Below are 23746 nucleotides of genomic sequence, written 5' to 3' on the forward strand. Positions count from 1 at the left end.
AACGCCAAAAACAACAGAACGGCTTATCAATTTCTCGATAAGCCGTTCTTTTATAAAAAAATTATGAATCAGGCGACGTTCTCGTCCTGCCTGGAAAGCCTGAGCACCAGTTGCATGCGATCGCGTACGCCGAGCTTGCGGAATACCGCGCCGAGATGCGCCTTGACCGTACGCTCGGTGATATCGAGCTGGCGGGCAACCTCCTTGTTGCTGCGCCCTTCCGCTACGGCCAATGCTACGGCACGCTCACGCTCCGTCAGTGCGGTCAGACTCTCCTGTGGCAGACTTCCGCGCCCTCCCAAGGTGACGAATGCAGCTCCGACCACCTTGCTGAGCAACTCGGCCGGCACCCAGATGCCCTGGTTAGCGGTGACCAGAGCGACCTGCCCCAGCAGTTCGGCTGGTGAGAGCGCATGGACATAGCCACGCGCCCCGGCCTGTAGCGCCTTGAGGGCTTCCGCTTCGCTCGGTACCAGTGACATGACGACGATGATAGCGCCTTGGGCAGCCAGCGCCGCTGACAACACCGACCAATTCGGGTGATCCGTCATCAGCCAGACACGATCGCCACTCACCACCATGACACGTGCCTGGTCAGAATTGATTCTCCTGACATCGGGAAAGGCGCTGTGCAACCGCGGAATCTCTGCGCGCCTCTGACTAACGAACAGGACTGCCATCATCGTTCCCCCATGGAGTCGCTCCACGCCCGCAGTACGGGTTTGAGCAAATACTGCATCACGGTGCGCTTGCCGGTCATGATGTCGACCTGGGCCGTCATGCCGGGTATGACCTGGATGTCGCTACCCAGGTTTTCCCCTTCGAGCGTTCTTACACGCACCAGGTAGAAGGTGTTGTCATTGTCATCGGTAATGGTATCGGCACTGATATGGTCCAGCTCGGCCCCGAGTCCACCATAGATGGCGAAGTCGTAGGCAGTCAGCTTGATGGTGGCCGGCTGACCCGGGCGCAGGAAAGCGATGTCCTGCGGGGCGACGCGCGCTTCGACCAGCAGTTGGTCGTCGCTGGGGATGATGTCCACCACTTCCTGCCCCGGCTGCACGACACCGCCAAGGGTATTGATTCCCAGGCGCTGCACGATGCCGTGTACCGGCGAGCGAACCTCGGCGAGACGCACCCGATCCTCCAGGCCGGCACTGGACTCAACGAGAGCACCGAGGTCGCCGGTGGTCTGAGCCAGGTCGTTGCGCCAGCTGCTGCGTCGCTCGGCGCCGATCTCGCGTAGTTGGGTACGCGCCTCTTCCACTGCAGCCTCAAGTCGAGCGACGGAAGCCGCCGCCTGGTTGCGCTCGCCCGTGGCGCGGGAAACCTCGCGCTCGAGACGCAGGATATCGACTTCCGAAACTGCCCCCGAGGCCAACAGCGGCCGAGTCAGGTTCAACTCCTGGCTGGCCATGCTGGCCTCGCGCTGGGCAGTGTCGCGCCGGGCCTTGGCCTCGTTGAGCTCCTCTTCGCGCTGACGGATACGGTCGCGCAGGATGCTCTCCTGCTCGCGCAGTTCCTCACGGCGGCTCTCATAGACTTCACGCTCCTGGGCGACGATCTCGGGGATTTCGTTGCGCAACTCGTCGTCAGGATTGAAGGGCGTATCGGTTGCCAGGGCGCGCAGCCGCTCGGCACGGGCGCGAAGGGCCAATGCCTGGGCACGGTTCTCACGGAAATTGGCGACGAAGCGAGTGGGGTCGATGCGCATGAGCACCTGCCCCGCCTCGACCAGTTCCCCTTCCCGTATCAGGATCTGCTGCACCACGCCGCCGTCGAAGGACTGCACTTTCTGCAGCTGACTGGAGGGAATCACTCGGCCGGTACCGCGCGTGACCTCGTCGATCGAGGCAAAATAGGCCCATGCAATCAGCGCGGCGAAGGCAAGCAGCACGGTATACAGGAAAAGCCGTGCCCGGATCGGGTCCTGCTGCATGCGCGCCCAGTCGGCGTCGCTAGCCCAGTCACGATTGAGGTGGGAGGCGGTGACCCGCTTGGAGAACAAGCGATCCATGAAAGGACGAAACGGCTTGCCACCCACGTCGGTGAAACGCCCGATCGCCTCGAACCCTTGCTGCTCGGCACTCTTGCCCTTTGCCTTGGGAGACATGACGGTCATCAGCTTGCCCTCCCGATCTGTCCCTTACGCAGGGCCTCCACGACCTTGTCGCGCGGACCGTCGGCAACGACCTTGCCGGCGTCGATGACGATGATGCGATCGACCAGCGACAGCAGCGATGTACGATGAGTCACCACGACCAGTGTCTTGCCCTCTCCGTACTGCTTGAGATTGACCTTGAAGGCCTCTTCGCTGGCGTGGTCCATGGCGCTGGTGGGCTCATCGAGCAACAGGATCCGCGGATCGTGAACCAGCGCCCGCGCGATGGCCACGGCTTGGCGCTGACCGCCCGAGAGCATCTGGCCGCGCTCGCCCACCTGCAGCTCGACACCGTGGGGATGGCCGTTGACCAGGCTTTCCAGGCCGCTGAGCCTGATCGCACGCAGCAGCGCCTCGTCGTCGACGCCATCACTACCGGCACCGGCCACGATGTTGTCGCGCAGTGAACCGAAGAACAGGCTGACGTCCTGCGGCACGTAGCCGATGTGACGTCGCAGCTCGACGGGATCGAACTGGCGCAGATCGACACCATCGATCATCACCGAGCCCGCCGTGGGGGCATACAAACCCAGCAAGAGCTTGTTGAGCGAGGTCTTGCCGCAACCGACGCGACCGAGCAGAGCCACTTTCTCGCCGGGCTCTATCTTGAGCGAGATGTCGCGCAGTGCATCGCGCTCCTCGTCCGGGTAGCGCAACGAGGCCTTGTCGAAGCGAAGTTCACCACCAATGACCGGCCGGGAGATGAACGACTTGCCCTCGGGGCGTTCCACGGGACGCTGCATGACATCGTTGAGAGACTTCAAGGCGGTGGCCGATTGATGGTACTGGGCCAGCAGTGCTGCAGCCTGGCTCACGGGTGCCATGGCGCGGGACGACAGCATGTAGGCGGCAATCAGCCCGCCTTGGGTAAGGTTGCCGTCGATGATCAGGTAGACGCCGATCAGAATCACGCATACCGCGACGGTATGCTGGGCCCACATCGCCACGTTGGAAACCGAGGTGCTGACCAGGCGTAGCTGCGCCGAGGTGCGCGACAGGAAGGCCGTGGCCTTTTCCCAGCTTCCTTGGAGGCGGCTCTCGGCACGCAGGGTCTTGACCGTCTCCAGATGCGACAGCGATTCAACCAGCGTGGCATTGCGCTGGGCACTGACGCGCCAGGTGGTCTCGGAGAGTTCGTGCAGCTTGCCCTGGGCCGCCATGGCATAGAGCAGCACGATGACGATGCCGGCCAGCACGGGCAGCGCCAGCGGCGCACCGATCAGCGCGATGATAGCAGCGAAGAACAGGACGAAAGGCAGGTCCACCAGCGCCACCACCGTGGCCGAGCCAATGAACGAGCGTACCGATTCGAAGGATTGCAGGGTCGAGGCAAACGATCCGGTCGAGGCCGGCCGGGCCTCCATGCGCAGGCCCAGCACCTGGGCCATGATCCTTGATGACAGCTTGACGTCGGCCCGGCTCGCGGCCAGATCGACGAAGGCGCTGCGCATCATGCGCAACGCCAGATCGAAACAGAGCACGATGAAGATGCCGGCAGCCAGCACCCACAGCGTCTCGGTGGCGTGGTTGGGTACCACACGGTCATAGACGTTCAGTACGAACAGCGGCATGGCCACTGCAAACAGGTTGATGATGACGGAACCGGCGATCACATCGCGGTAGAGCCGTCGGTTCTCACGTATGACACTCCAGAACCAGTGGCGGGCACGCTGCTTGCCAACCTCGGGGCCGCGCGCATCGAAGCGGAAGCGCGGGCGTACGTAGATGGCCTGGCCGCTGTAACTCTCGGCCAGCCCGTCGAGCTCGACCTCGGTAACGGCATCGCCGAGTTCAGGGAAGACCACCTTGGCGCGGCGCGCCTTGAGGTCCAATGCCACGAGCACGCAGGCACGTCCTGGTTCAAGCAGTAACAAGGCGGGGAACAGCGCCGGATTGAGCTGTACCAAGCGGCTCTTGACGATGCGTGCCGTCATGCCGGCCCGAGCAGCCGCGCGAGGAAAGACACCAGGGGTGAGGCGCCCCTCTTCCAATGGCAGGCCCGCAGTCAATGAATCCGGCGTTACTGCATGGTCATGGGCAAGGGCAATGGTTTGCAGGCACTCGAGCAGTTCGTCGCGAACTGCGGAGCGGGTTGCATTCAGTGAGGAATCCAATACTTCTTGCTGTGTCACGTGGACCTCGGGTATGAGGCCCGTCCGGCACTGCCGGACGGGGTGGTACTTATACAACGATCGCTGTCTGTGTCAAGCGAACTCGACACAGACAGCCTTTACCCCAGGTCGTTCAGCCTTGTACGACGTAGCTGTCGGCGTAGCCGAGACGCTTCAGTTCGGCCCGCAGGGCCGCCAGTTCGCCAGGGTCGCCGATGGGGCCAAGCTGCACTCGATGCAGATCGGCAGTGCTGACCAGCCGCATCGGCTGCGCAAAGGTGTCACTGAGCTGATGACCGACACTCTGTGCACGCTCGGAGCTGCGCAGCGCCACCACCTGCAGGTAGGCACCCTGCTCGACAGCTGTCAGCTGATGCTCGGGCTGCGCAACCATTTCCAACTCGCCATAGACGCTGGCCACGGGCTGGGTTTCACCCCAGGCTGCGGCAATGCCCGGTTGCACCATGAAAGCAGTTGCCTGGCTCGTCTCACCGGGCCACTCCTGCACCGCGCTCAGGTTGAGGTTTTCCCCAACGCGCTCGAGGGTGACTTCGACACGACGATTCTGACGACGTCCTTCCACCGTATCGTTGGTGGCCACCGGCTGCCGCGAGCCGTAGCCGCGGGTCTGGATCAGGCCGCGGTCGACACCCTGGCTGGCCAGGTAGTCCGCCACGCTGTCGGCGCGCCGCTGGGAGAGCGGATCGTTGATGGCATCGCTACCCGTGCTGTCGGCATGGCCGGCGATGAAGACCCGTGCCAGGTCGGAACGATTACGGATCTGGCCCGCCAGCTCGGCGAGTTCCTGACGCGCATCGGCACCCAGCTCGGCACTGTTGACGGCGAACAGGGCATCGGCAGAAAGCGTGATGTCAGGGGCGCGTGTCGGTGCCGGCGCACTGATGCCACGAGTGAAGTCGGCAAGCGTGTAGCCGCTGGGACCTTCGACCGGGCAGAGAATACTGGGGTCGAGTGCCACACCGTCGCTGCCCAGCTCGGCCAGGGTCGGCATGTCGTCGCGCATCACGCCCAGGGCCTGCATCAGTTGGCCCATGGCAGCAAGGGTACGGGCGTCGGCGAGGGCGATGTCGTACTCGGCATTGGTGTACGCCCTGCTTGCCTCGAAGTATTCGTTCTCGCTGTCGAGAACGTCGAGCAGGGTGCGCTGACCGATGTCGAACTGCTGCTGGTAGGCACCACGAACGCGGTCGATCGACTGGCGGTGATCGTTGAGATAGCGAATCTGCTCGCGCAGGCGCTGGGTGTCGTTGAAGGCGATCTGAGTGGTTTGGCGCACGTTGGTGCAGGCCAGGTCGCGCTGATCGATCGCCTGTTCGACGCGATCGCTGGCCGCCCGGAACGAAGCCAGGTCGCTGCCGCCACGATACAGGTTCATGCTGGCGACCAGCTCGATGCTGTGGCGATCGCGACGACCAAAGCCATCGTAGCCGCTTTCGTTGTTGTTGGTGCCTGTACGACCGCGCAGATCCAGGCGCGGCTGGAATCCAGCCTTGGTGCCTGTCTGCTCCGCTCTGGCCGCTTCGATGTTCTCGATGGCGGCATGGAAATCGGGGTTGCCCTGGAACGCCAGGTTGACTGCCTCGGCCACCGAGGGTGGCAGACGATTGTCGAGCTGCGGTGCCGGAGCCAGATTCTCGGCCGGCAGGCCGCCGACGATACGCTGGTAGCGTGCCGTGACGTCGTGCAGATTGGAGGCTTCGGTCATCAGGTTCGATTCAGCCAGGGCCAGTCGGCCGCTGATCTGCTCGAGATCGACTCCGCGCCCGGCCCCGGAACGCACGCGCTCCTCGATCTGGTTGAACACGCGCAGGTGATCGGCGTAGTTGCTCTGGGCCAGGCGTACCAGCTCACGATAGCGGCTGACATCGAGGTAGGCACGTGTCGCTTCGAGTGCCACGTTCTCGCTGGCACCCAGCAGTTCGTAGTAGCGCACCAGCTCGGCACGATCGAGACGCTCGACCTCGCTGCGAGTGGCAAAGCCGTCATAGATCATCTGGGTCAGGCGCAGCTCGGCGAAGTCGGTATCGTAGCTGCCGCGCCCGTCACCTTCCCTCTCCTCGCGACCGATGCCGGCAGCCAGATCTATGCTCGGCAGGTAGTTGCCACGAGCAACGCCGGTGTCATGTCCGGCGGCGTTCAGGCCATTCAACGCAGCCTTGACCTCAGGGTTGGTGGTAAGCGCTTGACGCACTACCTGCTGGATGTCTGCAGAACCAGGCGCTGCCAGACCTGGCGGCAGTGTCTGTGCCACCGCGGCGGCCACGGGGAGAAGCGCAAGAGATGAGCCTACCATCATGGCCTTGGCCAGCCGATGGGCACGAGAGAGGTCGATCGCATTTGTCATGGGTGTTCCCTTTCATGATTCGGACGCCCCGTCTGCACAGGCAATCCGTAGAGTTGTGAAGATATGTTCTTGTTATTACGGGGCTCACCCGGGGTGACCCGGATGGTGCATCCTTTCCCGATTCCCTTGGAAACCTTATTGCCCGACCGACATCGCTTCGTGTAACAATAATGTAACTCTACAACTCTGTTTTGGAGCGTCTGGAGTTACTTCTTTATGCATGGGAAGCCGTCAGGCATAGTTGTTACATAATTGTAAGCTAGCGTAACCGAGGCAGCAGAAAAGTCCAATAGTTTCTCGTCACCGTTTTTCAACCTTTGGCATGACATTAATTATGATGAGCCCGGTAGTGTGCCAGGCCCATCAGGACCACGCCCCCAGCAAACGAGTACGCTCTCCAGGCAACCGCCAAACATGCTATCGTCAGCCTCATGACCGACATGAGCCATCAGCACAAGGAGAGACGTCATGTCTACCTCGTCCGAAATCCAGAAAACGCGCGTTATCAATGAGCTGCGCGGTTTCATCAAGAAACTGCTCCAGGAGCCCCAGATCCTGGAGCGCTCCCTGGAGATCGCACGCCGCCACTACGGCGAAGGCAACTCGGAAGGTGCCCAGGCACGCATCGCCAACGAAATTTCCGACACCACCAGCGTCCACATACCCGAGGATCCGCAAGAGCATTCGGAAGCCGACAGGCTGTTTCTGGAACTGTTGAAGGAAGTCATCAGCGAGGAGCAGGCCCTCTACTGATGCTTCTGACGCCCGGCGGGCGCCCATGGCACCCGCTCGAGCCGGCCTCACCACCAACGCGGCACACGCCTGCCCGCTGCTCTGGTATAATGGCAAGCAATTGTTTTCCAAATCTTTTACAAGTACTTGCCAATGTATTACCTGCTGAAGCTGTTTCCAGAGATCACCATCAAGTCGCGCTCCGTGCGCCGCCAGATGACGCGTTGCCTGGTCGGTAACATCCGCAACGTGCTGGGCCCTCTAGGGGATGGTGTGCACGTTCAGGGTGGCTGGGATGCCCTGAGCGTGCAGGTACCCGTTGATGCCAGCCCCGAATGGCATCGGCAATTGGCACGAATGTTGTGCCACATCCCCGGCATCCACGAGGTGCAGTGCGTGGAGGAGGTCCCCTTCATCTCCTTTGCCGATACCACCGAACGGTTGCTGCCGGTCTGGCGCGATGCGATCGCAGGACGAACCTTCCGCATCACGGTCAAGCGCCGTGGCGAGCATGATTTCACCTCGGAGGATCTCGAGCGTCACCTCGGCACGGAACTGCTCGATGCCGCGCCGGGTTCGAGGGTTCAGCTCAAGGCGCCAGATGTGGATGTGAGGGTAGACGTAGTCGATAACCGCCTGCGCCTGGTGCGTCAGAGCTGGCCGGGGCTGGGTGGTTACCCCCTGGGCCTGCAGGGGCAGGCCCTGGCACTGATCTCGGGCGGCTACGATTCGCCTGTGGCAGCGTGGAAGATGATGCGGCGCGGCATCAAGACGCATTTCCTGTTCTTCGAACTCGGCGGCGCCGGCCATGAAGCCGCCGTACGCAAGGTTTCGGCCCACCTGTGGGAGACCTATGGTCGCTCGCATCGGGTGAAGTTCTTCGCCGTTCCTTTCGAGGGCGTGGTGGCGGAACTGCAGCGCAGCATACCCGATGGACTCATCGGCGTGGTGCTCAAGCGCATGATGGTGCGAGCAGCGAGCCGCATCGCATCACGCACGCACATTCCCATGCTGGTGACAGGTGATGCCATTGCCCAGGTCTCGAGCCAGAGCCTGACCAACCTCGTGCTCATCGACGAGGCCAGCGACGTGCCGATCCTGCGCCCGCTGATTGCCGAGGACAAGCAGACGATCATCGATACCGCCCGCCAGATCGGCACCGCTCCATTCGCCGAAGGCATGCCGGAGGTGTGCGGCGCCGTATCCCAGCGACCCAACACCCAGGCGCGCCACGACAAGATCGTCGCTGCCGAAAGGAATTTTGACTTCAACGTGCTCGACGCGGCCGTGGAGCTGGCCGTACTGACTCGCTCCGACAGACTACTGGAACCGCTGCCCTGCAGTGAGCCGCAGCTGGAGGTAGTGACCGACCTGCTGGCCATCGCCAATGCATCCGACATCAGCGTGATCGACATTCGCCCTCTGGCGGAACGCGAGGCTGCTCCGCTCAGGCTCGAACAGGTGGAGTGCCTGGAAATTCCCTTCTTCGAACTGCAGTCACGTGCCGAGGCCCTACCCAACGACCGTCGCTACCTGCTCTACTGCGCCCAGGGTGTAATGAGCCGAATGCAGGCCATGCACCTGCATGATCGCGGATTGAGGCACTTCGGGGTCTATCGCGCCCGGTAAGAAATAGGTATTACGCGTTGCACCAGCAAACCGTTGGTCGGCGTCTGTTACAAATTCTTTTTTAGCAACCACTTTATTGCCCCGCCGGACTGAGCTAAAACAAAATTAACAGGTCGCGGTGGGAGTGACGTATGGGTGCGCGCAGGTCTTCGTCACGCCGGGATTCGTCTACCGTGGCGTGGCTCGACAACGGCGAGTCGCTCGAGAAGCGCTCGCCTCTGATTCAGGAACCGAAGCTCGCTCCGGCACCGCGAGAAGCATCGTCTCACCGTTATCTCTACCTGGCCTTGGGCATCCTGCTGTTTCTCTTCGGCGTGACGCTTGCCACACTGCTGGTGGCCGAGGCCAAGACGTCGCACTTCCAGGCCCAGGAACTTTCACGCTACGCCACGACCCTGCGCTATACGCTGGAACCCGGACGCAGCAACCAGATTCAGTTCCCCAATCACGGCCCCTTCGACCAGCGCCTGGGTTATACCCAGTTGCCGGAGCTGGAGGTACGTCTCCTGTCGCGCGGTTACGAGGTCACCGAGCAGGCGCGCTTCTCGCCTGCCCTGCTCGACTACACCCGCCGTGGCTTCTTCCCGCCTTACCCGGAAAAGACCCAGGCCGGTCTGTACATCGAGGAGTGCCGGGGCGATACCCTTTATCAGTTCCGACACCCACAGCGTCAGTACCCCAGTTTCGACACGATCCCCCCGGTCGTGCTGCAAACCCTGCTGTTCATCGAGAACCGGCAGTTGCTGGACGAGAGCACACCGTACGCCAACCCAGCCGTCGATTGGCCGCGCTTCACCAAGGCGGCCCTGTCCCAGGTCGGCCGCGCCCTAGACCTCCCCGGACAAGCGGCAGGTGGCAGCACTCTGGCCACTCAACTCGAAAAATATCGCCATTCGCCCCAAGGCCTGACCGACTCTTCCCGGGAGAAGCTGCGCCAAATGATCTCGGCCAGTGTACGCAGCTATCAGCATGGCCCCCAGACCTTGACCGCTCGCCAGGACGTGGCGCTCGACTATCTGAACACCGTGCCGCTTTCGGCCGCCCCCGGCTACGGCGAGGTACATGGCATCGGCGACGGACTGTGGGCCTGGTTCGGTGCCGATTTCAATACGTTCAATCGCCGCTTGTCGATCGGCTTCGATGAAGTCGACAGCCCGGCGGAGCAAGGGCTGGCCCTGCGCCAGGTCGTGGCACTGATGATCGCGCAGCGGCGCCCCTCCTGGTACCTGGCGGGGGGGCGCAGGTCACTCGAAGGACTGACCGACAGCTACCTGCGTCTGTTGCTCCAGGAGGGAGTAGTATCCGATAGCCTCGCCCAGGCGGCACTGGGGCAGCGCTTGACCTTCCGCGATTACACCGAGACGCCTTTCAGCCTGCGCATCGAGCCGGACAAGGCGGTGCAGGTCGCCCGCCAACGCCTGGGCGGTATGCTCGGCATGTCTCTCTACGACCTCGACCGGCTCGATCTCAGCGCACGCACGACCCTCAGCGCCAACCTCCAACGCGAAGTCACCGCCTATCTGCATCGCCTGGCGGACCCGGAGTTCGCCGCTGAAATCGGCCTGCTGGGAGACCGGCTGCTCGCTCCCGACCGAACCCAGGACGTGCGCTACAGTTTCACCCTGTTCGAGCGTAGTGAAGATGGCTTCATGGTGCGTGTGCAGACCGACAACACCGACCAACCCTTCGACATCAATGAGGGTAGCAAACTCGAACTCGGCTCCACCGCCAAGCTGCGGGTATTGGCCACCTACCTGGAAGTGATCGCCGAACTGCATGCACGCCATGGCAGCAAGAGCCTCGATGAGCTGCGCGCGGTCGAGACCGACCGCCAGGATGTGCTCAGCCGCTGGGTACTGGATCGGCTCATCGAAGCGCCTGACCTGGCCCTCGACGAGCTATTGGCCATGGCCATGGAGCGGCGTTACTCGGCAAGCCCGGCAGAGGCCTTCTTCACCGGGGGCGGACGGCACACATTCAGCAATTTCCGCCGCGAGGACAACGGTCGCAATCCAACCCTTTCCGAAGCCATGCGAGAATCACTCAACCTGCCCTTCATTCGCGTGATGCGGGATCTGGTGCGTTATAGCACGCACCGTAGCGAACACCGCACACAGCTGCTGGAGGATGACCGCGACCCCCGGCGCATGGAGTACCTGCGCCTGTTCGCCGACCGCGAGGGGCGCACTTTCCTGCAGCGCTTCTGGCGCAAGTATCGCAACCTGGATAGCGATGAGCGTCTCGCGACGTTCCTCGAAGGGCTCAGTGTCTCGGCGCCCCGCCTTGCCGCGGTACACCGCTACTTGTTCCCGGAAGCCAGCCGTGAAGACTTCGCTACCTTCCTCGGCAACCAGCTACCCGACGCCACCCGCTTGAGCGAACGCGAGATCGACACGCTTTACGAGCGCTACGCGCCCGGCAGTTATTCACTCACCGACCAGGGCTACGTCGCCCGGGTCCATCCTCTGGAGCTGTGGCTATTGGGTTATCTGCTCGACTATCCCGAGGCCAGCTTCGCCGAGGCAGCCGCAGCAAGTGCCGACGAGCGACAGGAGGTCTACGGCTGGCTGTTCCGGACACGCCACCGCAGCGCTCGCGACGTGCGTATCCGCACCATGCTCGAAGTCGAAGCGTTCCTCGACATCCATGAGCGCTGGCAGCGTCTGGGCTACCCATTCGAACACTTGGTGCCTTCGCTGGCCACCGCAGTGGGCACGTCGGGTGATCGCCCCGCAGCACTGGCCGAATTGATGGGTATCATTCTCAACGATGGCGTAAGGCAGCCCACCCTGCGTATCGATGAGCTGCACTTCGCCGCCGACACGCCTTACGAAACTCGCTTCCTGCCGGCCCCTGGGCGAGCCCAGCGTGTCATGGCGCCAGAGGTAGCCGCCGTGCTGCGCGAGACATTGTCGCAGGTGGTCGAAGGCGGTACCGCCAGACGCCTGCAGGGCAGTTTCGCCCTGGAGGACGGCACGCCGCTAGTTCTGGGGGGCAAGACCGGCACCGGCAACAATCGTATCGAAACGGTAGGCCGCGGTGGGCACGTCACCAGTTCGCGTGCGCGCAACCGTACCGCCACTTTCGTTTTCTATCTCGGCGACAACCACTTCGGCACCCTCACTGCTTATGTGGCGGGTACGGCTTCGGACGACTTCCGCTTTACCTCCGCCCTGCCGGTGCAGGTGCTCAAGGGAATGGAGCCGATTCTGCGCCCCTATCTCACGCCCGGTACTGGCTCCTGCCCTCCCATGCCCCGGCTCGAATACCACTTTGCCGACGATGGCGATGTGGATCTGCTGGCGGATGACGATGGCGAGGGTAGTTCCTCGTCTCCGGACCTCGCCCTGCGCTAGCCCCTGAGATCATCCTTGGTATCGTCCTTTGAATAGGGAATACCGAAGAACAGCGAGTAGAACACCGGCACCGCGATCAGGGTCAGCAACGAGGCAAAGGCCAGGCCACCCATGATCGTCACCGCCATGCTGTTGAAGAAGGCATCGGTCAACAGCGGCAGCATACCGAGGATGGTAGTACCGGCGGCCAGCGCCACCGGGCGCAGGCGGCTGATGCTGGCATCCACCAGCGCTTCCAGGCGCTCCTTGCCGCTGCCGATCTGGCCATCGATCTCGTCAACCAGCACGATGGCATTCTTCATCAACATGCCCGACAGGCTGAGCATGCCCAACAGCGCGGTGAACGAGAACGGAAGTCCAGTCACCAACAGCCCGATCACCACGCCACAAATCGACATCGGAACCACCAGCCAGATGATCACGGGCTGGCGCAGCTTGCCGAACAGCAGGATCGACACCAGCAGCATCGACACGAAGCTCAGCGGCAGCTGGCTTGCGAGGGATTCCTGGGCATCGCTGGAATTCTCGTACTCCCCACCCCAGGAGAGCGAATACCCCGGCGGAAGCTCCATCGCCTCGATATCCCCGCGCACCGAGGAGAAGCCTGCCGCAGCGGTATGGCCTTCAGCGGGGTCGGCCTGCACGGTCAGCGTGCGTACTCGATTGCGACGGTGTATCAAAGCCTCTTCGCTTTCGGTCTCGAAGCCGTCGACGATCTGGGCGATGGGAATGAAGCGCTGCTCGGCAGCGCTCCATACCATGCGGTCGGCCAACCGTGAGACATCGTGCCGTTCGTCCGCAGGTGGGCGCGCGATGATGGGAACGAGGTTGTCGCCTTCACGATAGGTTCCCGCCCGCACACCTGACGAGGCAAACTGCAGGGTCTGGGCAAGCTCGTCGCGGCTAACGCCCGCTATTCGCGCCCGTTCCTCATTGAAACGTGGTGCTACGACGGTTTCCTGCTCGCGCCAGTCCTGGCGCACATCGATCAAGGCAGAGTTGCCCCGCATGATGGCCTTGGCCTCTTCCGCCAGGCTACGCAGCACTGCTGGGTCATTGCCATGCAGGCGCGCCTCGATCTGCGCCCCGCTACCAGGGCCGAACTGGATACGCTGGGTTCTCACCCGCGCCTCGGGAAAAGCCGCCTGGAGTTGCGCATGGACTTCCGGGTCGAGTTCGGCAATCCGTTCCAGGCTCTCCGCACGTACGAGGAATTGGGCATAGGCCGGGTTGGGCTGCTCCGGGACGTAGGTGAGCATGAAGCGCGTCGCCCCGCCGCCGATGAAAGTCGACACCGCTTCGACGCCGGCCTTGTCCAGCAGGTAAGCCTCGATTCGTTCGGCGTCGCGCTGGGTGGAGCGAATGTCGCTGCCCTGCGGCAACTCATAGTTGACGTAGAACATCGGCGTATTCGAGTCGGGAAAGAACGACTGCGAGACGAAAGTGAAGCCCCAGGCACAGACCGCCGTAATACCCACCAGCAACGCCACGGTCAGCACGCGAAGGCGTAGCGCCAATGTCAGGAAGCGGGCGTAGAGACGATAGATCAGCCCGCCATGCGGGTCCTTGTCGCCACCGATCCGGGCGCTACGGAACAGGTAGTAACCGAACAGCGGCGTGACGGTAATGGCCAGGATCCAGCTCAGCAACAGGGAGATCGCGATCACGGCGAACAGCGAGAACAGGAACTCACCGGTGACGTCATCGGAAAGCCCGATACCCGAAAAGGCCAGGATGCCGATTACCGTGGCGCCGAGCAGCGGTATCTGGGTGCGGCCGGCTGCCTCGCTGGCGGCCTTCTTCACTGCCTTGCCGCGCTGCATGTTGATCAGCATTCCTTCGGCTACCACGATGGCGTTGTCCACCAGCATGCCCATGGCAATTATCAACGCCCCCAGCGAAACCCGCTCCATCTCGATGTCGAACACCCACATGAAGAACAGCGTGCCGAGTACCGTAAGCAGCAGGGTTGCACCGACCACCATTCCCACGCGCCAGCCCATGAACAGGCACAGCACGCCGATGACGATGGATACCGACATGGCCAGATTGATCAGGAAGTCGTTGATCGCCTCGTCGACCACGCGATGCTGCTCGTAGATAGGATGCAGCTCCACACCAAGCGGTATGCGCCCTTCCAACGCTTCGAGGTGTCGCTCTACGGCCTCGCCCACCTCAACGATGTTGGCCTCTGCCACGCCAGCTATCGCCAGGGTGAAGGCGGCTTCGCCATTGTGACGAATCAAATGGCCGGGAACCTCCACCGCCTGCCGGGTCACGCTGGCGATGTCGACCAGCGAGATCTGCTCGGTGGTACCGGGACGGCCGATGCGAATCGACTCGATGTTGGCCACGCTGTCGACTCCGGCACGCACCACAATACGCACATGATCATCCTCGATGCGCATCGATCCGGCATCAGTGACCTGGTTTTCGGTCTGGATGGTGTTGATCACATGATCGACGGGGATGCCCAGGGTGGTGAGCCGTTCATTGGGAATCTCGATGTAGATTGCTTCCTCGCGCTCCCCCGCCGTGGTGACCCTGGCCACGTTGGGCACAGTAAGGACCTCGCGCTGAAGGAAACGTGAAATGTCACGGATCTCGTCTTCACCGTAGCCGGGAGCGGTTATGGCATAGAAAATTCCGTAGACCTCGCCGAAATCGTCGTTGACCCGCGAGGTAGAGGCGCCTTCAGGTAGAGCGGACTGGGTGTCGTTGACCTTGCGCCGCAGCTCATCCCAGATTTGCGGTAGCTGGTGGCTACGGTAGGTGGAAGCCACCTCGACCTCGATCTGCGAGCGTCCCGGCATGGAGAGCGACTCGATCACGTCGATCTGCGGTAGTTCCTGAATGGCCATCTCGAGGCGCTCGGTCACCTCCTCCTCGACTTCCTGGGCGGTCGCACCAGGATACGGCGTGTTGATGATGGCATTGGGGATGGTGAAGGAAGGGTCTTCCAGCTTGCCAAGATTGTTGAAGCCCCAGATGCCACCGAATAGGCATACGACAACAATGAGCCAGGTGACGACCGGCCGTTCGATGGACGACTTGGCGATATCCATATCCTGCTCCTGACCAGGCTCCGCCTGAAAAAACGACTAGAGGGTCTCTTCCATGGCTCTAACGCGCGCGTCTTCGTGGAGCAAGTGGCCCCCCGCGGCGACGATGTTCTCACCTGGCTGCAGGCCAGCCAGTACAGGCACCGTCTCGCCATGGATCTCACCGACAATCACGCTACGCGGCTCCACCCGCTGGTCATCGGACCGATATACCCAGACGCGAAAGCCGCCTTCGCTGTCCTTGTCGAGTGCAGCGACAGGGATGCTCAGCGCCCCATGGGTGACGGCGTCGACCAAGGACACCACCACCGAAGCCGTCATGCCCGGCATCGCACCGACCGCGGCCGGATCGACGATGGCAAAATCCACTTCGTAGGTCTGTGCCACCTCGTCGGGTTCCGTGACGTGCTCCCGGTACTCAAGCGGAAAACCCTGGCCCGGCTGGGACAGCAGCTCGGCCTCGACCTCGAAGCGCTCGGGGTCGGTCACATGACGAATCAACGTTTCGGGAACATTGATCCTGACCCGTAGCTCCGTCACATCCTGTACACGCACGATGGCAGTATTGGGCTGCACGTTGCTGTGGTTCTCCGCCAGTCGGCGAGTCACCAGCGCATCGAAGGGGGCATCGATGGTGGTATAGGAGAGTTCCTGGCGTGCGCTGTCACGCTGCACTTCGGCAAGTTCATACTGGGTGCGCACTTCGTCGAATGCCGACTGGGAGATCGAATTGGTATCGATCAGTTGCCGAGTACGCTCCATTTCGCGCCTGGCGAGTTGATACTCGGCCTCGGCCCGCCGCACGGCCAGCTCGTAATCGGTCGGATCCAACCTGGCGACCGTCTCACCCTGGGGAATCAGCTCGCCCTGGCGCGGCGGCATCTCGACCAACTGCCCGCCCACGCGAAATGACATGTCGACCGTGCGCACCGCCTCTACCCGGCCCACGAAGCGTCGGCTCGGCACGAGAGAGTGCTCGCCTACCTCGAAGAGCTTCACCACCCGAACCGAGGGCTCGTCTTCAGCGGCTCGCTCGCCGTCGCAACCAGCCAATGCCATGGCGACAAGCGCCAACAGCAGCACTGCACGCTTCATCAACCGACCTCCCTGTAGAAACACTCTTGCGCAAGGTTACGACATGTTCTGCCGACTACTTGAACGAGTAACCATAGTCCATACAGGAGCGTATGTAAGCCATATGGATCCGTATCCGCAGGATTAAAGCATACGTTTGAATTTTCTCCGCGTCGACTACCAGCGACCCGAAAACGACAAGGCCCGGCGCAGAGCACCGGGCCTTGGCAATAAACCTTCACCAAGCGATCACTGGCAGGGAACGACCCTGCGCAGCGTGTCCTTGGCCCATAGCACCTGGCCATCCGGCGTCTTGCCGTGTTCGTTCCAGCGCTCGTTGATTTCCATGCAGTAGGAACCGGCGTTTTCGGTACGGACGTCGGGGTTGGAGGGACGCTCGCCACCGATTCGCAGCAGATCGGGATTGTCGGTGGTGTAGCGGGGAGCAATGGTGGAGTTGCTGGCACAGCCGGCAACCAGTGCGGCAGCTACCAGTATTACAGGCAAACAGCGGCGCAGAGGCATGTTCACATAACCCTCGAAAAGTGTCGATTTCGCTCCGGCAGGCATTGCCGGTAGCGCTAGATAACACCTGCTTTCGAGGCCGTCAATATTTTTTCGAACACTGTTCTTTCAAAGTTTACCTAAGAATAGCGCACTGTCTGTCGGCCCACATGGTCATTCATGGTCGGAACGTGTCGAGCAGCTAGGCAACCTGGCTCTCGAGGCTACGATACCGCGTTAAATTGGCAATTCGTACCGATCATCTACCCACGCTACGCTGAAGGTATCAGCCACAGTCAGGATGTGACGACGATTCATGGCCGAAGCAAGACCGGACCGGGAATATGCCCCTGCACCCAGCGTGTTCGAACGCCGGGCCGCATGCTACCTGCAACGACTCAATCCTGGCAGTTCCATTCCCCGTCAGGCTCGCGGCCGGCAGGAGCTCGCCGCCATCAAGCGGGCGTTTCACCGCGGCGTTGCCTTGGCCATGCTGGCCGGCATCATCTCGGGCGGAGTCATTGGCGGCATGGAATGGTACATGCGCCAGGGCATGCTCGTCGGCATGCAGGACATGAGCTTTCGAGAACAACTGCCCTACTGGGCAGGTTTCTTTGCCGTGGCCGGGCTGATCAGCGCAGTGGAGATCGTCTTTCTCTATTGGAATGCGCTGCGCGGCGTGGCCGTCATCAGTCGTCTGGCCGATGCACCACTGCGCGACAGCCCACAGGCCAATCTGCTCCTGCTCGGATTGAGCCGGATCGCACTCGAGTTTCCCAGTCCGCGGCATCGAATCTATGGCATCGACCCCTATGCCCAGATGAGCCGCTGGAAGCTGACCGCCACGGCAGTGATGTACCGCATGAAGGTTGGAGCCACCAGCTTCCTGCTGCGCGTGCTGTTGCGCCGCATGCTGGGCCGCGTGGCGCTGCGCGGCCTCTTGCCGCTGGTCACCGGCCCGCTATATGCCGCATGGAACGCCATCATCACTTGGCGAATCCTGGTCAAGGCCCGTGAGCACGCGCTGGGGCCTTTCGCCATCGAAACGCTGATCGTGCAGCTCGAGCAGGATCCGTTGAGCGAGCGGGCCCACCGCGTCGTACTGCACTCTCTTGGCGCCCTGATCATGGCCAACCAGGATGCGCACCCCAACCATGTCTACCTGCTCTCGCGCCTGCTCGAGACCTTCGGCAATCGCGAACACAGCATTGATGTGGACTGGCCCCAGCAACGCTTCACCCTCAATCGCCTGGAGCACCGGGAGAAACGCCGGGTGCTGGAGCTTCTCATTGCCGCCACGGTGCTTGCCGGAAGGTGCAAGGGCAAGCGCAAGCGCTTCCTCGAAGAGCTGTTCGAGGCCTGTGACATGGACTATCCGCAGGAAAAGGTCCGCAGCTGGCGCCGCCAGTTCATGGATGGGCAACCAATCGGCAACGCTCAGAATTCGTCGAATTAGAATAGCCCGAGCTGGCGATCGATAAGGCTGGAAAAATCATCGCCCAGGAAGGGCAGGATGGCGTCGGCCACCGGCTGCAGCTGGCGGCTGAGATAGTGCTGATAATCGATGGCGGAGCGTCGCATCTCGAGCGGTTCAGGCCCCGTGGTGGTCATCACGTAGCGAATCCAGCCACCGTGCTGGTATTGCCGCGGACGCCCCAGTTGCTCATTGAGCTCGTCGGCCATGCGCGCGGCGCGTACGTGAGGCGGGACGTTGCGGCGATACTCGTCGAGCCGGCGACGCAACCGCTTGCGGTAGACCAGGCGCTCGTCGAACTCCCCGGCCAGAGTGCGACTCACGTAGTCGCGCACGAAATCACGATAGGTTTCGCCGACGAAGACCCGCCGATACAGCTCCTGCTGGAAGGTCTTGGCTAGCGGAGTCCAGTCGGCGCGCACCGTCTCCAACCCCTTGAAGACGACGCGCTCTCCTCCCTGTGCATCACGCACCAGTCCTGCATAGCGTTTCTTGCTGCCCTCCTCCGCGCCGCGGATGGTGGGCATCAGGAAGCGTCGGAAATGGGTCTCGAACTGCAGCTCCAGAGCGCTCGTGAGTTCATGCTCCGCGGCGAGATGCTCTCGCCACCAGCGGTTGGCCCGCGCTGCCAGACGTTGCCCGATGGCCTGGGCATCGCTCTCCTCATGGGCGCTGCCCAGCCAGACGAAGGTGGAGTCGGTGTCGCCATAGATCACCGTGTAGCCCTCGGCCTCGATCAGTTCTCGCGTGCACCGCATGATCTCGTGCCCGCGCAGGGTGATAGACGACGCCAGGCGCGGGTCGAAGAAGCGGCAGCCGCGGGAACCAAGCACGCCGTAGAAGGAGTTCATGATGATCTTGAGCGCCTGGGAGAGCGGCGCATCACCTTCCCGCTTGGCCGCCTCGCGCCCCTGCCATACACGTTCCACCATATCGGGAAGCGCGTGGCGGGTGCGCGAGAAGCGGGCACCGCGAAATCCTGGCACGGTCTGAGACTCGGGCTCCTCCAGTCCCACCACCAGCCCCACCGGGTCGATCAGGAAGGTACGGATTATCGAGGGATAGAGACTCTTGAAATCGAGTACCAGCACCGAATCGTAGAGCCCCGGGCGGGAGTCCATGACGAAACCGCCCGGACTGTCGTCACCCTCGCTCCGCCCTTGGGGAAGATTTGGAGCTACGAAGCCCAACCGGTGCATGCGCGGCAGGTAAAGATGCGAGAAAGCCGCCACCGAGCCGCCGCTGCGGTCGGCTGGTAGCCCCGTGACACTGGCCCGTTCGAGCAGGAAGTCGATGAGCTCGGTCTTCTCGAAGATGCGCGTGACCAGCTCGCAATCCTTGAGGTTGTAGCGGGCCAGTGCCGGCTTGTCCTCGGCGAACATGCGGTTGATCTCATCCATGCGCTGGTAGGGGTTGTCGATGGCCTTGCCTTCGCCCAGCAGCTCCTGGGCTACGTGCTCCAAGCTGAACGAGGCGAAGCTCCAGGTCGCCTGGCGCAGGGCCTCGATACCATCGATGATCAGCCGTCCGGCGGCCGAAGCGAAAAAGTGATTGGGGTTGCTGCCATGGGCGCGCCAGCCAAGCGGCTCACCGCCGCGCCCCAGCCGCAGTGGAACGCCCAGGCGCTCGGCGTGACGCTGCAACAGGCGCAGATCGAACTGCACCAGGCTCCAGCCGATGATGACGTCGGGATCATGTCGGGCGAACCAGTCGTTGAGACGTGAGAGCAGCGCCTCACGACTCGCACAGTACTCAAGGGCAAAGTCACGCTGGCGCTCAGCCTCTCCGTCCTGGCCATTGGCTGGCCCCAGCATGAAGACCTGGCGTTGCTCTCCACAGGCAATTGCAATGGAATAGAGATCGCCCTGAGCGCTGGTCTCGATATCCAGCGACGCCAGCCTGAGCCGGGGGCGGTAGTGGGTCGCGGGCCTGAGCTGGGCATCGCTCAGCGAGCCATCGGCACCCTCCTTTCCCGCGAAGTGCACCGGGGCAGTGATGAAACGCTCCATCAGGTAGCGTTCCGGCGGACGTATATCGGCTTCGTAGACATCGAGGCCGGCATCGTTGAGCCGGCGCTCCAACTGCTGGAGCAAGCGATACTGGTGGCAGTAAAGCCCGAGCACTGGCCGATGGTGGAAGTCGACAAGACTCAGCGGCTTCAGTTCCACCCCCTGCTCCCCTCTCAGGAGGCGCTCTGCCTGCCTGTGCTGCTCGACGGGCAAGAACGCCACCGAAGGGTGTGGCGGCAGGCGAACATAGCGCGGCCCGGCGTCGGTCGCCAACCAGAACCCCACCTCGCACCCCGCCGCGGTATCCCGCCAGTGCCGTGTCAGCACGAACCCCAGTTGCTCCACCGCCGCCTCTTATCCCGCCGTCATGCCTGCCATTCTACCCGGCAGGCCAACGCGATGTCGTCGACTGCCAGCGCTATCACTCTCCTAGCCCCCAGAAGAAGCCACAGCGGCAGCAAGCGAGCCTAATGCTGCGCGCCCAAAGCAATCGGCCCATGCAGAGGCATGGGCCGATTCGAGGGTTGCCAATTCAACAAACTGGCCGGGGCTCAGTCACATGGAACGACAGCACGCTGAGTGTCCTTGGCCCACAGAGTCTGTCCATCCGGTGTTCTACCGTGGGAGTTCCAGGTCTCGGTGATTTCCACGCAGTAGGAGCCGAGGTCTTCGGTGGTCTTCTCAGGATTGGCGGGCTGTTCATTGCTGATGCGCATGATATCGGGGTTTTCACTGGTATAGCGCGGCGCCAGGGCATTGGTGCCACAACCCACCAGCAGGGCGGCAATGAAAAGCAAGGGCAGAGCGAGTCGCAGTTTCATCGTATCATCCTCACGAAGGTTTTCAGTCATTCGTTCGTTTGTTGGATGATGCGTAACGGGCAATGCGTTGAGTCCAGTCGCGGCGGTCCATCCGTTTGACCTATCCGACGACGGATATCCTCATTTTACCTCAACCTGCCCCCAAGGTGCCAACCCACCCCGCGGCAGATGCAGCGGGAGGGGAAGACAGATACAATCGAGAGTCTGTTTTTCTTGGGAATTCCAGAGCCGATATGTCGAACAACGCAAGCGCCCCGCGCAAGATCCTGGTCACCAGTGCCCTGCCCTACGCCAACGGCTCGATCCACCTCGGCCACCTGCTGGAGTACATCCAGACCGACATCTGGGTGCGCTTCCAGAAGAGCTGCGGCAATGAGTGCCACTACGTGTGTGCCGACGACGCCCACGGCACCGCGATCATGCTGCGCGCCGAGCAGGAAGGCATTTCCTCCGAAGCGCTGATCGAGCGCGTCTCACGGGAGCACCAGGCCGATTTCGCTACCTTCGGGGTCGCTTTCGACAACTATCACTCGACCCATTCCGAAGAGAATCGCTACTTCAGCGAGCTGATCTACACCCGCCTGCGCGATCGCGGCCACATTGCCACCCGCGACATCGAGCAGATGTACGACCCGGTGAAGGGGTTGTTTTTGGCCGACCGCTTCATCAAGGGCACCTGCCCCAAGTGCAAGACCGCCGATCAGTATGGCGACAACTGCGAGGCCTGCGGTGCCACCTATACCCCCGCGGAGCTGATCGACCCGGTATCGGCCATCTCTGGCGCAACGCCCGAAGTACGCAGTTCCACCCACTACTTCTTCAAGCTGCCGGACTTCGCCGACTTCCTGAAGGGCTGGACCCGCAGTGGCCACGTGCAAACCCAGATCGGCAACAAGCTGCAGGAGTGGTTCGAGTCCGGTCTCAATGAGTGGGACATCTCCCGTGACGCCCCCTACTTCGGCTTCGAGATTCCCGATGCACCCGGCAAGTTCTTCTACGTATGGCTGGATGCGCCGATCGGCTACCTGGCCAGCTTCAAGAATCTCTGCGACCGTACCGGCATCGATTTCGACGCCTTCTGGAAGAAGGATTCCGAGGCCGAGGTCTATCATTTCATTGGCAAGGACATCGTCTACTTCCACGCCCTGTTCTGGCCGGCCATGCTGCATGGTGCCGACTTCCGCACGCCCACCGCGGTGAACTGCCACGGCTTCGTCACCGTGAACGGGGCCAAGATGTCGAAGTCCCGCGGGACCTTCATCAAGGCGGCAACCTACGCAGAACACCTGAACCCCGAATACCTGCGCTACTATTTTGCTGCCAAGCTTACCTCGCGGGTCGATGACCTCGACCTCAACCTCGAGGACTTCGCAGCCCGGGTCAATGCCGACCTGGTGGGCAAGGTGGTCAACATTGCCAGCCGCTGTGCCGGCTTCGTCAAGAAGCTGGGCGACGGCAGGCTCTCGACCCACTGTGCCGAGCCCGAGCTGGTCGCTCGCTTCATTGCTGCCGGTGATGGCATCGCCGAGGATTTCGAAGCCCGCGAGTTCGGCCGTGCCGTACGCAAGATCATGGAGCTGGCCGACGAGGCCAATACCTACATCGCCGACAAGGAACCGTGGGTACTGGCCAAGCAAGAGGGTCGCGAGCAGGAAGTGCTGGATGTCTGTTCGGTGGGCATCAACCTGTTCCGTCAGCTGATGGTCTACCTGGCTCCGGTGGTACCGGCCATGGCCGAGCAGGCTCGTCAGTTCCTGCAACTGGAGTCGCTTGACTGGGCAAGCCGCCAGGAGGTGCTGCTCAGCCACGAGATAGCCAAGTTCAAGCCGCTGATGACCCGCGTCGAACGCGAGAAGATCGATGCCATGATCGAGGCGTCGAAGGAGGATCTGGTGGAAGAACGCAAGCTCAAGGAGGCGGTCAAGGGGCCGCTCGCCGACGACCCCATTGCCGAGCCGATCGCCTTCGACGACTTTGCCAAGGTCGACCTGCGCATCGTGCGCATCGCCAAGGCCGAGTATGTCGAGGGCGCCGACAAGCTGTTGCAACTCACTCTTGACCTGGGTGGCGAAACACGCAATGTCTTCGCCGGTATCCGTTCGGCCTATGCCCCGGAAGCCCTGGAAGGTCGGCTGACAGTGATGGTCGCCAACCTGGCACCGCGCAAGATGCGCTTCGGCATGTCCGAAGGCATGGTACTGGCCGCAGGGAGCGACGATGGCATCTATCTGCTATCGCCGGACTCCGGTGCCGAACCTGGCCAACGGGTGCGATGAGCAGCTACGGCACCGGCATAAGCGCGGCTTCGGCCGCGCTTTTCATAGGTACGGAGGTCAAATTCCACTAAAGATTTGTCATCCTAAGCCGATAGAGTTTGTAAGAAATCGCTTACACCGGTGCCGATACACCACATACACTCGGTGGCGGTACATGAAACAGGCACGTCTC

At 62.2% G+C, this 23746-nt stretch carries 14 protein-coding genes; 5 read left to right on the forward strand and 9 right to left on the reverse strand.

What is annotated here, in order from left to right:
- Window positions 1–68: 68 nt before the first annotated feature.
- The 4 genes from SPH52_RS08025 to SPH52_RS08040 all read right to left on the reverse strand — a co-directional run bounded on the left by SPH52_RS08025 (window position 69) and on the right by SPH52_RS08040 (window position 6637).
- A complete protein-coding gene (locus tag SPH52_RS08025) occupies window positions 69–683 on the reverse strand; it encodes a LuxR C-terminal-related transcriptional regulator (protein ID WP_411794480.1) in 615 nt (204 codons plus the stop codon).
- Window positions 680–2122, reverse strand: a complete 1443-nt coding sequence (locus tag SPH52_RS08030; RefSeq protein WP_411794481.1) for an HlyD family type I secretion periplasmic adaptor subunit — start codon at window positions 2120–2122, stop codon at window positions 680–682. Before SPH52_RS08030 ends, SPH52_RS08025 begins: the two co-directional genes overlap by 4 nt.
- On the reverse strand, window positions 2122–4293 hold the full coding sequence (locus SPH52_RS08035) for a type I secretion system permease/ATPase (protein WP_411794482.1): 2172 nt from the start codon (window positions 4291–4293) through the stop codon (window positions 2122–2124). Before SPH52_RS08035 ends, SPH52_RS08030 begins: the two co-directional genes overlap by 1 nt.
- Window positions 4294–4405: 112 nt before the next feature.
- A complete protein-coding gene (locus tag SPH52_RS08040) occupies window positions 4406–6637 on the reverse strand; it encodes a TolC family outer membrane protein (RefSeq protein ID WP_411794483.1) in 2232 nt (743 codons plus the stop codon).
- Between the two features lie 468 nt (window positions 6638–7105).
- On the opposite strand from SPH52_RS08040, the gene SPH52_RS08045 reads away from it, so the two are divergent.
- The 3 genes from SPH52_RS08045 (at window position 7106) to SPH52_RS08055 (ending at window position 12354) form a co-directional block, all read left to right on the forward strand.
- Complete coding sequence (locus tag SPH52_RS08045; protein WP_411794484.1) at window positions 7106–7390, forward strand: hypothetical protein; 285 nt, start codon at window positions 7106–7108, stop codon at window positions 7388–7390.
- 132 nt (window positions 7391–7522) lie between these two features.
- The gene (thiI, locus tag SPH52_RS08050; protein WP_411794485.1) at window positions 7523–8998 is read left to right on the forward strand and encodes a tRNA uracil 4-sulfurtransferase ThiI; all 1476 of its coding nucleotides are present in this window, start codon (window positions 7523–7525) and stop codon (window positions 8996–8998) included.
- Between the two features lie 131 nt (window positions 8999–9129).
- Window positions 9130–12354, forward strand: coding sequence for a transglycosylase domain-containing protein (locus tag SPH52_RS08055; RefSeq protein WP_411794486.1), 3225 nt, complete (start codon window positions 9130–9132; stop codon window positions 12352–12354).
- Here the strand turns inward: SPH52_RS08055 and SPH52_RS08060 are convergent.
- The 3 genes from SPH52_RS08060 to SPH52_RS08070 all read right to left on the reverse strand — a co-directional run bounded on the left by SPH52_RS08060 (window position 12351) and on the right by SPH52_RS08070 (window position 17015).
- A complete protein-coding gene (locus SPH52_RS08060) occupies window positions 12351–15419 on the reverse strand; it encodes an efflux RND transporter permease subunit (protein WP_411794487.1) in 3069 nt (1022 codons plus the stop codon). The genes SPH52_RS08055 and SPH52_RS08060 overlap by 4 nt on opposite strands.
- 36 nt (window positions 15420–15455) lie before the next feature.
- The gene (locus SPH52_RS08065; RefSeq protein WP_411794488.1) at window positions 15456–16511 is read right to left on the reverse strand and encodes an efflux RND transporter periplasmic adaptor subunit; all 1056 of its coding nucleotides are present in this window, start codon (window positions 16509–16511) and stop codon (window positions 15456–15458) included.
- 228 nt (window positions 16512–16739) lie between these two features.
- Window positions 16740–17015 (reverse strand): hypothetical protein, encoded by a 276-nt coding sequence (locus SPH52_RS08070; protein ID WP_411794489.1) that lies wholly within the window; start codon window positions 17013–17015, stop codon window positions 16740–16742.
- Between the two features lie 295 nt (window positions 17016–17310).
- On the opposite strand from SPH52_RS08070, the gene SPH52_RS08075 reads away from it, so the two are divergent.
- Entirely contained in the window at window positions 17311–18450 is a 1140-nt protein-coding gene (locus SPH52_RS08075; protein ID WP_411794490.1) for an LBF_2804 family protein, read from the forward strand.
- Here the strand turns inward: SPH52_RS08075 and SPH52_RS08080 are convergent.
- Window positions 18447–20822 carry a DNA polymerase II gene (locus SPH52_RS08080; RefSeq protein WP_411794491.1) on the reverse strand — a complete coding sequence of 792 codons (2376 nt, stop codon included), beginning with the start codon at window positions 20820–20822 and terminating at the stop codon, window positions 18447–18449. The two genes, SPH52_RS08075 and SPH52_RS08080, sit on opposite strands and share 4 nt — an antisense overlap.
- 206 nt (window positions 20823–21028) lie before the next feature.
- Entirely contained in the window at window positions 21029–21298 is a 270-nt protein-coding gene (locus tag SPH52_RS08085; protein WP_411794492.1) for a hypothetical protein, read from the reverse strand.
- 233 nt (window positions 21299–21531) lie between these two features.
- Here SPH52_RS08085 and metG point away from each other — a divergent pair, with 233 nt between their 5' ends.
- Window positions 21532–23574 carry a methionine--tRNA ligase gene (gene metG / locus SPH52_RS08090; protein WP_411794493.1) on the forward strand — a complete coding sequence of 681 codons (2043 nt, stop codon included), beginning with the start codon at window positions 21532–21534 and terminating at the stop codon, window positions 23572–23574.
- Window positions 23575–23746 lie beyond the last annotated feature (172 nt).

This window comes from Halomonas sp. A29, assembly GCF_046723295.1.
Taxonomy (GTDB): Bacteria; Pseudomonadota; Gammaproteobacteria; order Pseudomonadales; family Halomonadaceae; genus Halomonas.

Bases quoted from the DNA above. Each gene is read 5' to 3' on its own strand.
- SPH52_RS08025 (WP_411794480.1), bottom strand. From the start codon at position 683: ATGATGGCAGTCCTGTTCGTTAGTCAGAGGCGCGCAGAGATTCCGCGG.
- SPH52_RS08030 (WP_411794481.1), bottom strand. From the start codon at position 2,122: ATGACCGTCATGTCTCCCAAGGCAAAGGGCAAGAGTGCCGAGCAGCAA.
- SPH52_RS08040 (WP_411794483.1), bottom strand. From the start codon at position 6,637: ATGACAAATGCGATCGACCTCTCTCGTGCCCATCGGCTGGCCAAGGCC.
- SPH52_RS08045 (WP_411794484.1), top strand. From the start codon at position 7,106: ATGTCTACCTCGTCCGAAATCCAGAAAACGCGCGTTATCAATGAGCTG.
- thiI (WP_411794485.1), top strand. From the start codon at position 7,523: ATGTATTACCTGCTGAAGCTGTTTCCAGAGATCACCATCAAGTCGCGC.
- SPH52_RS08055 (WP_411794486.1), top strand. From the start codon at position 9,130: ATGGGTGCGCGCAGGTCTTCGTCACGCCGGGATTCGTCTACCGTGGCG.
- SPH52_RS08060 (WP_411794487.1), bottom strand. From the start codon at position 15,419: ATGGATATCGCCAAGTCGTCCATCGAACGGCCGGTCGTCACCTGGCTC.
- SPH52_RS08065 (WP_411794488.1), bottom strand. From the start codon at position 16,511: ATGAAGCGTGCAGTGCTGCTGTTGGCGCTTGTCGCCATGGCATTGGCT.
- SPH52_RS08070 (WP_411794489.1), bottom strand. From the start codon at position 17,015: ATGCCTCTGCGCCGCTGTTTGCCTGTAATACTGGTAGCTGCCGCACTG.
- SPH52_RS08075 (WP_411794490.1), top strand. From the start codon at position 17,311: ATGGCCGAAGCAAGACCGGACCGGGAATATGCCCCTGCACCCAGCGTG.
- SPH52_RS08085 (WP_411794492.1), bottom strand. From the start codon at position 21,298: ATGAAACTGCGACTCGCTCTGCCCTTGCTTTTCATTGCCGCCCTGCTG.
- metG (WP_411794493.1), top strand. From the start codon at position 21,532: ATGTCGAACAACGCAAGCGCCCCGCGCAAGATCCTGGTCACCAGTGCC.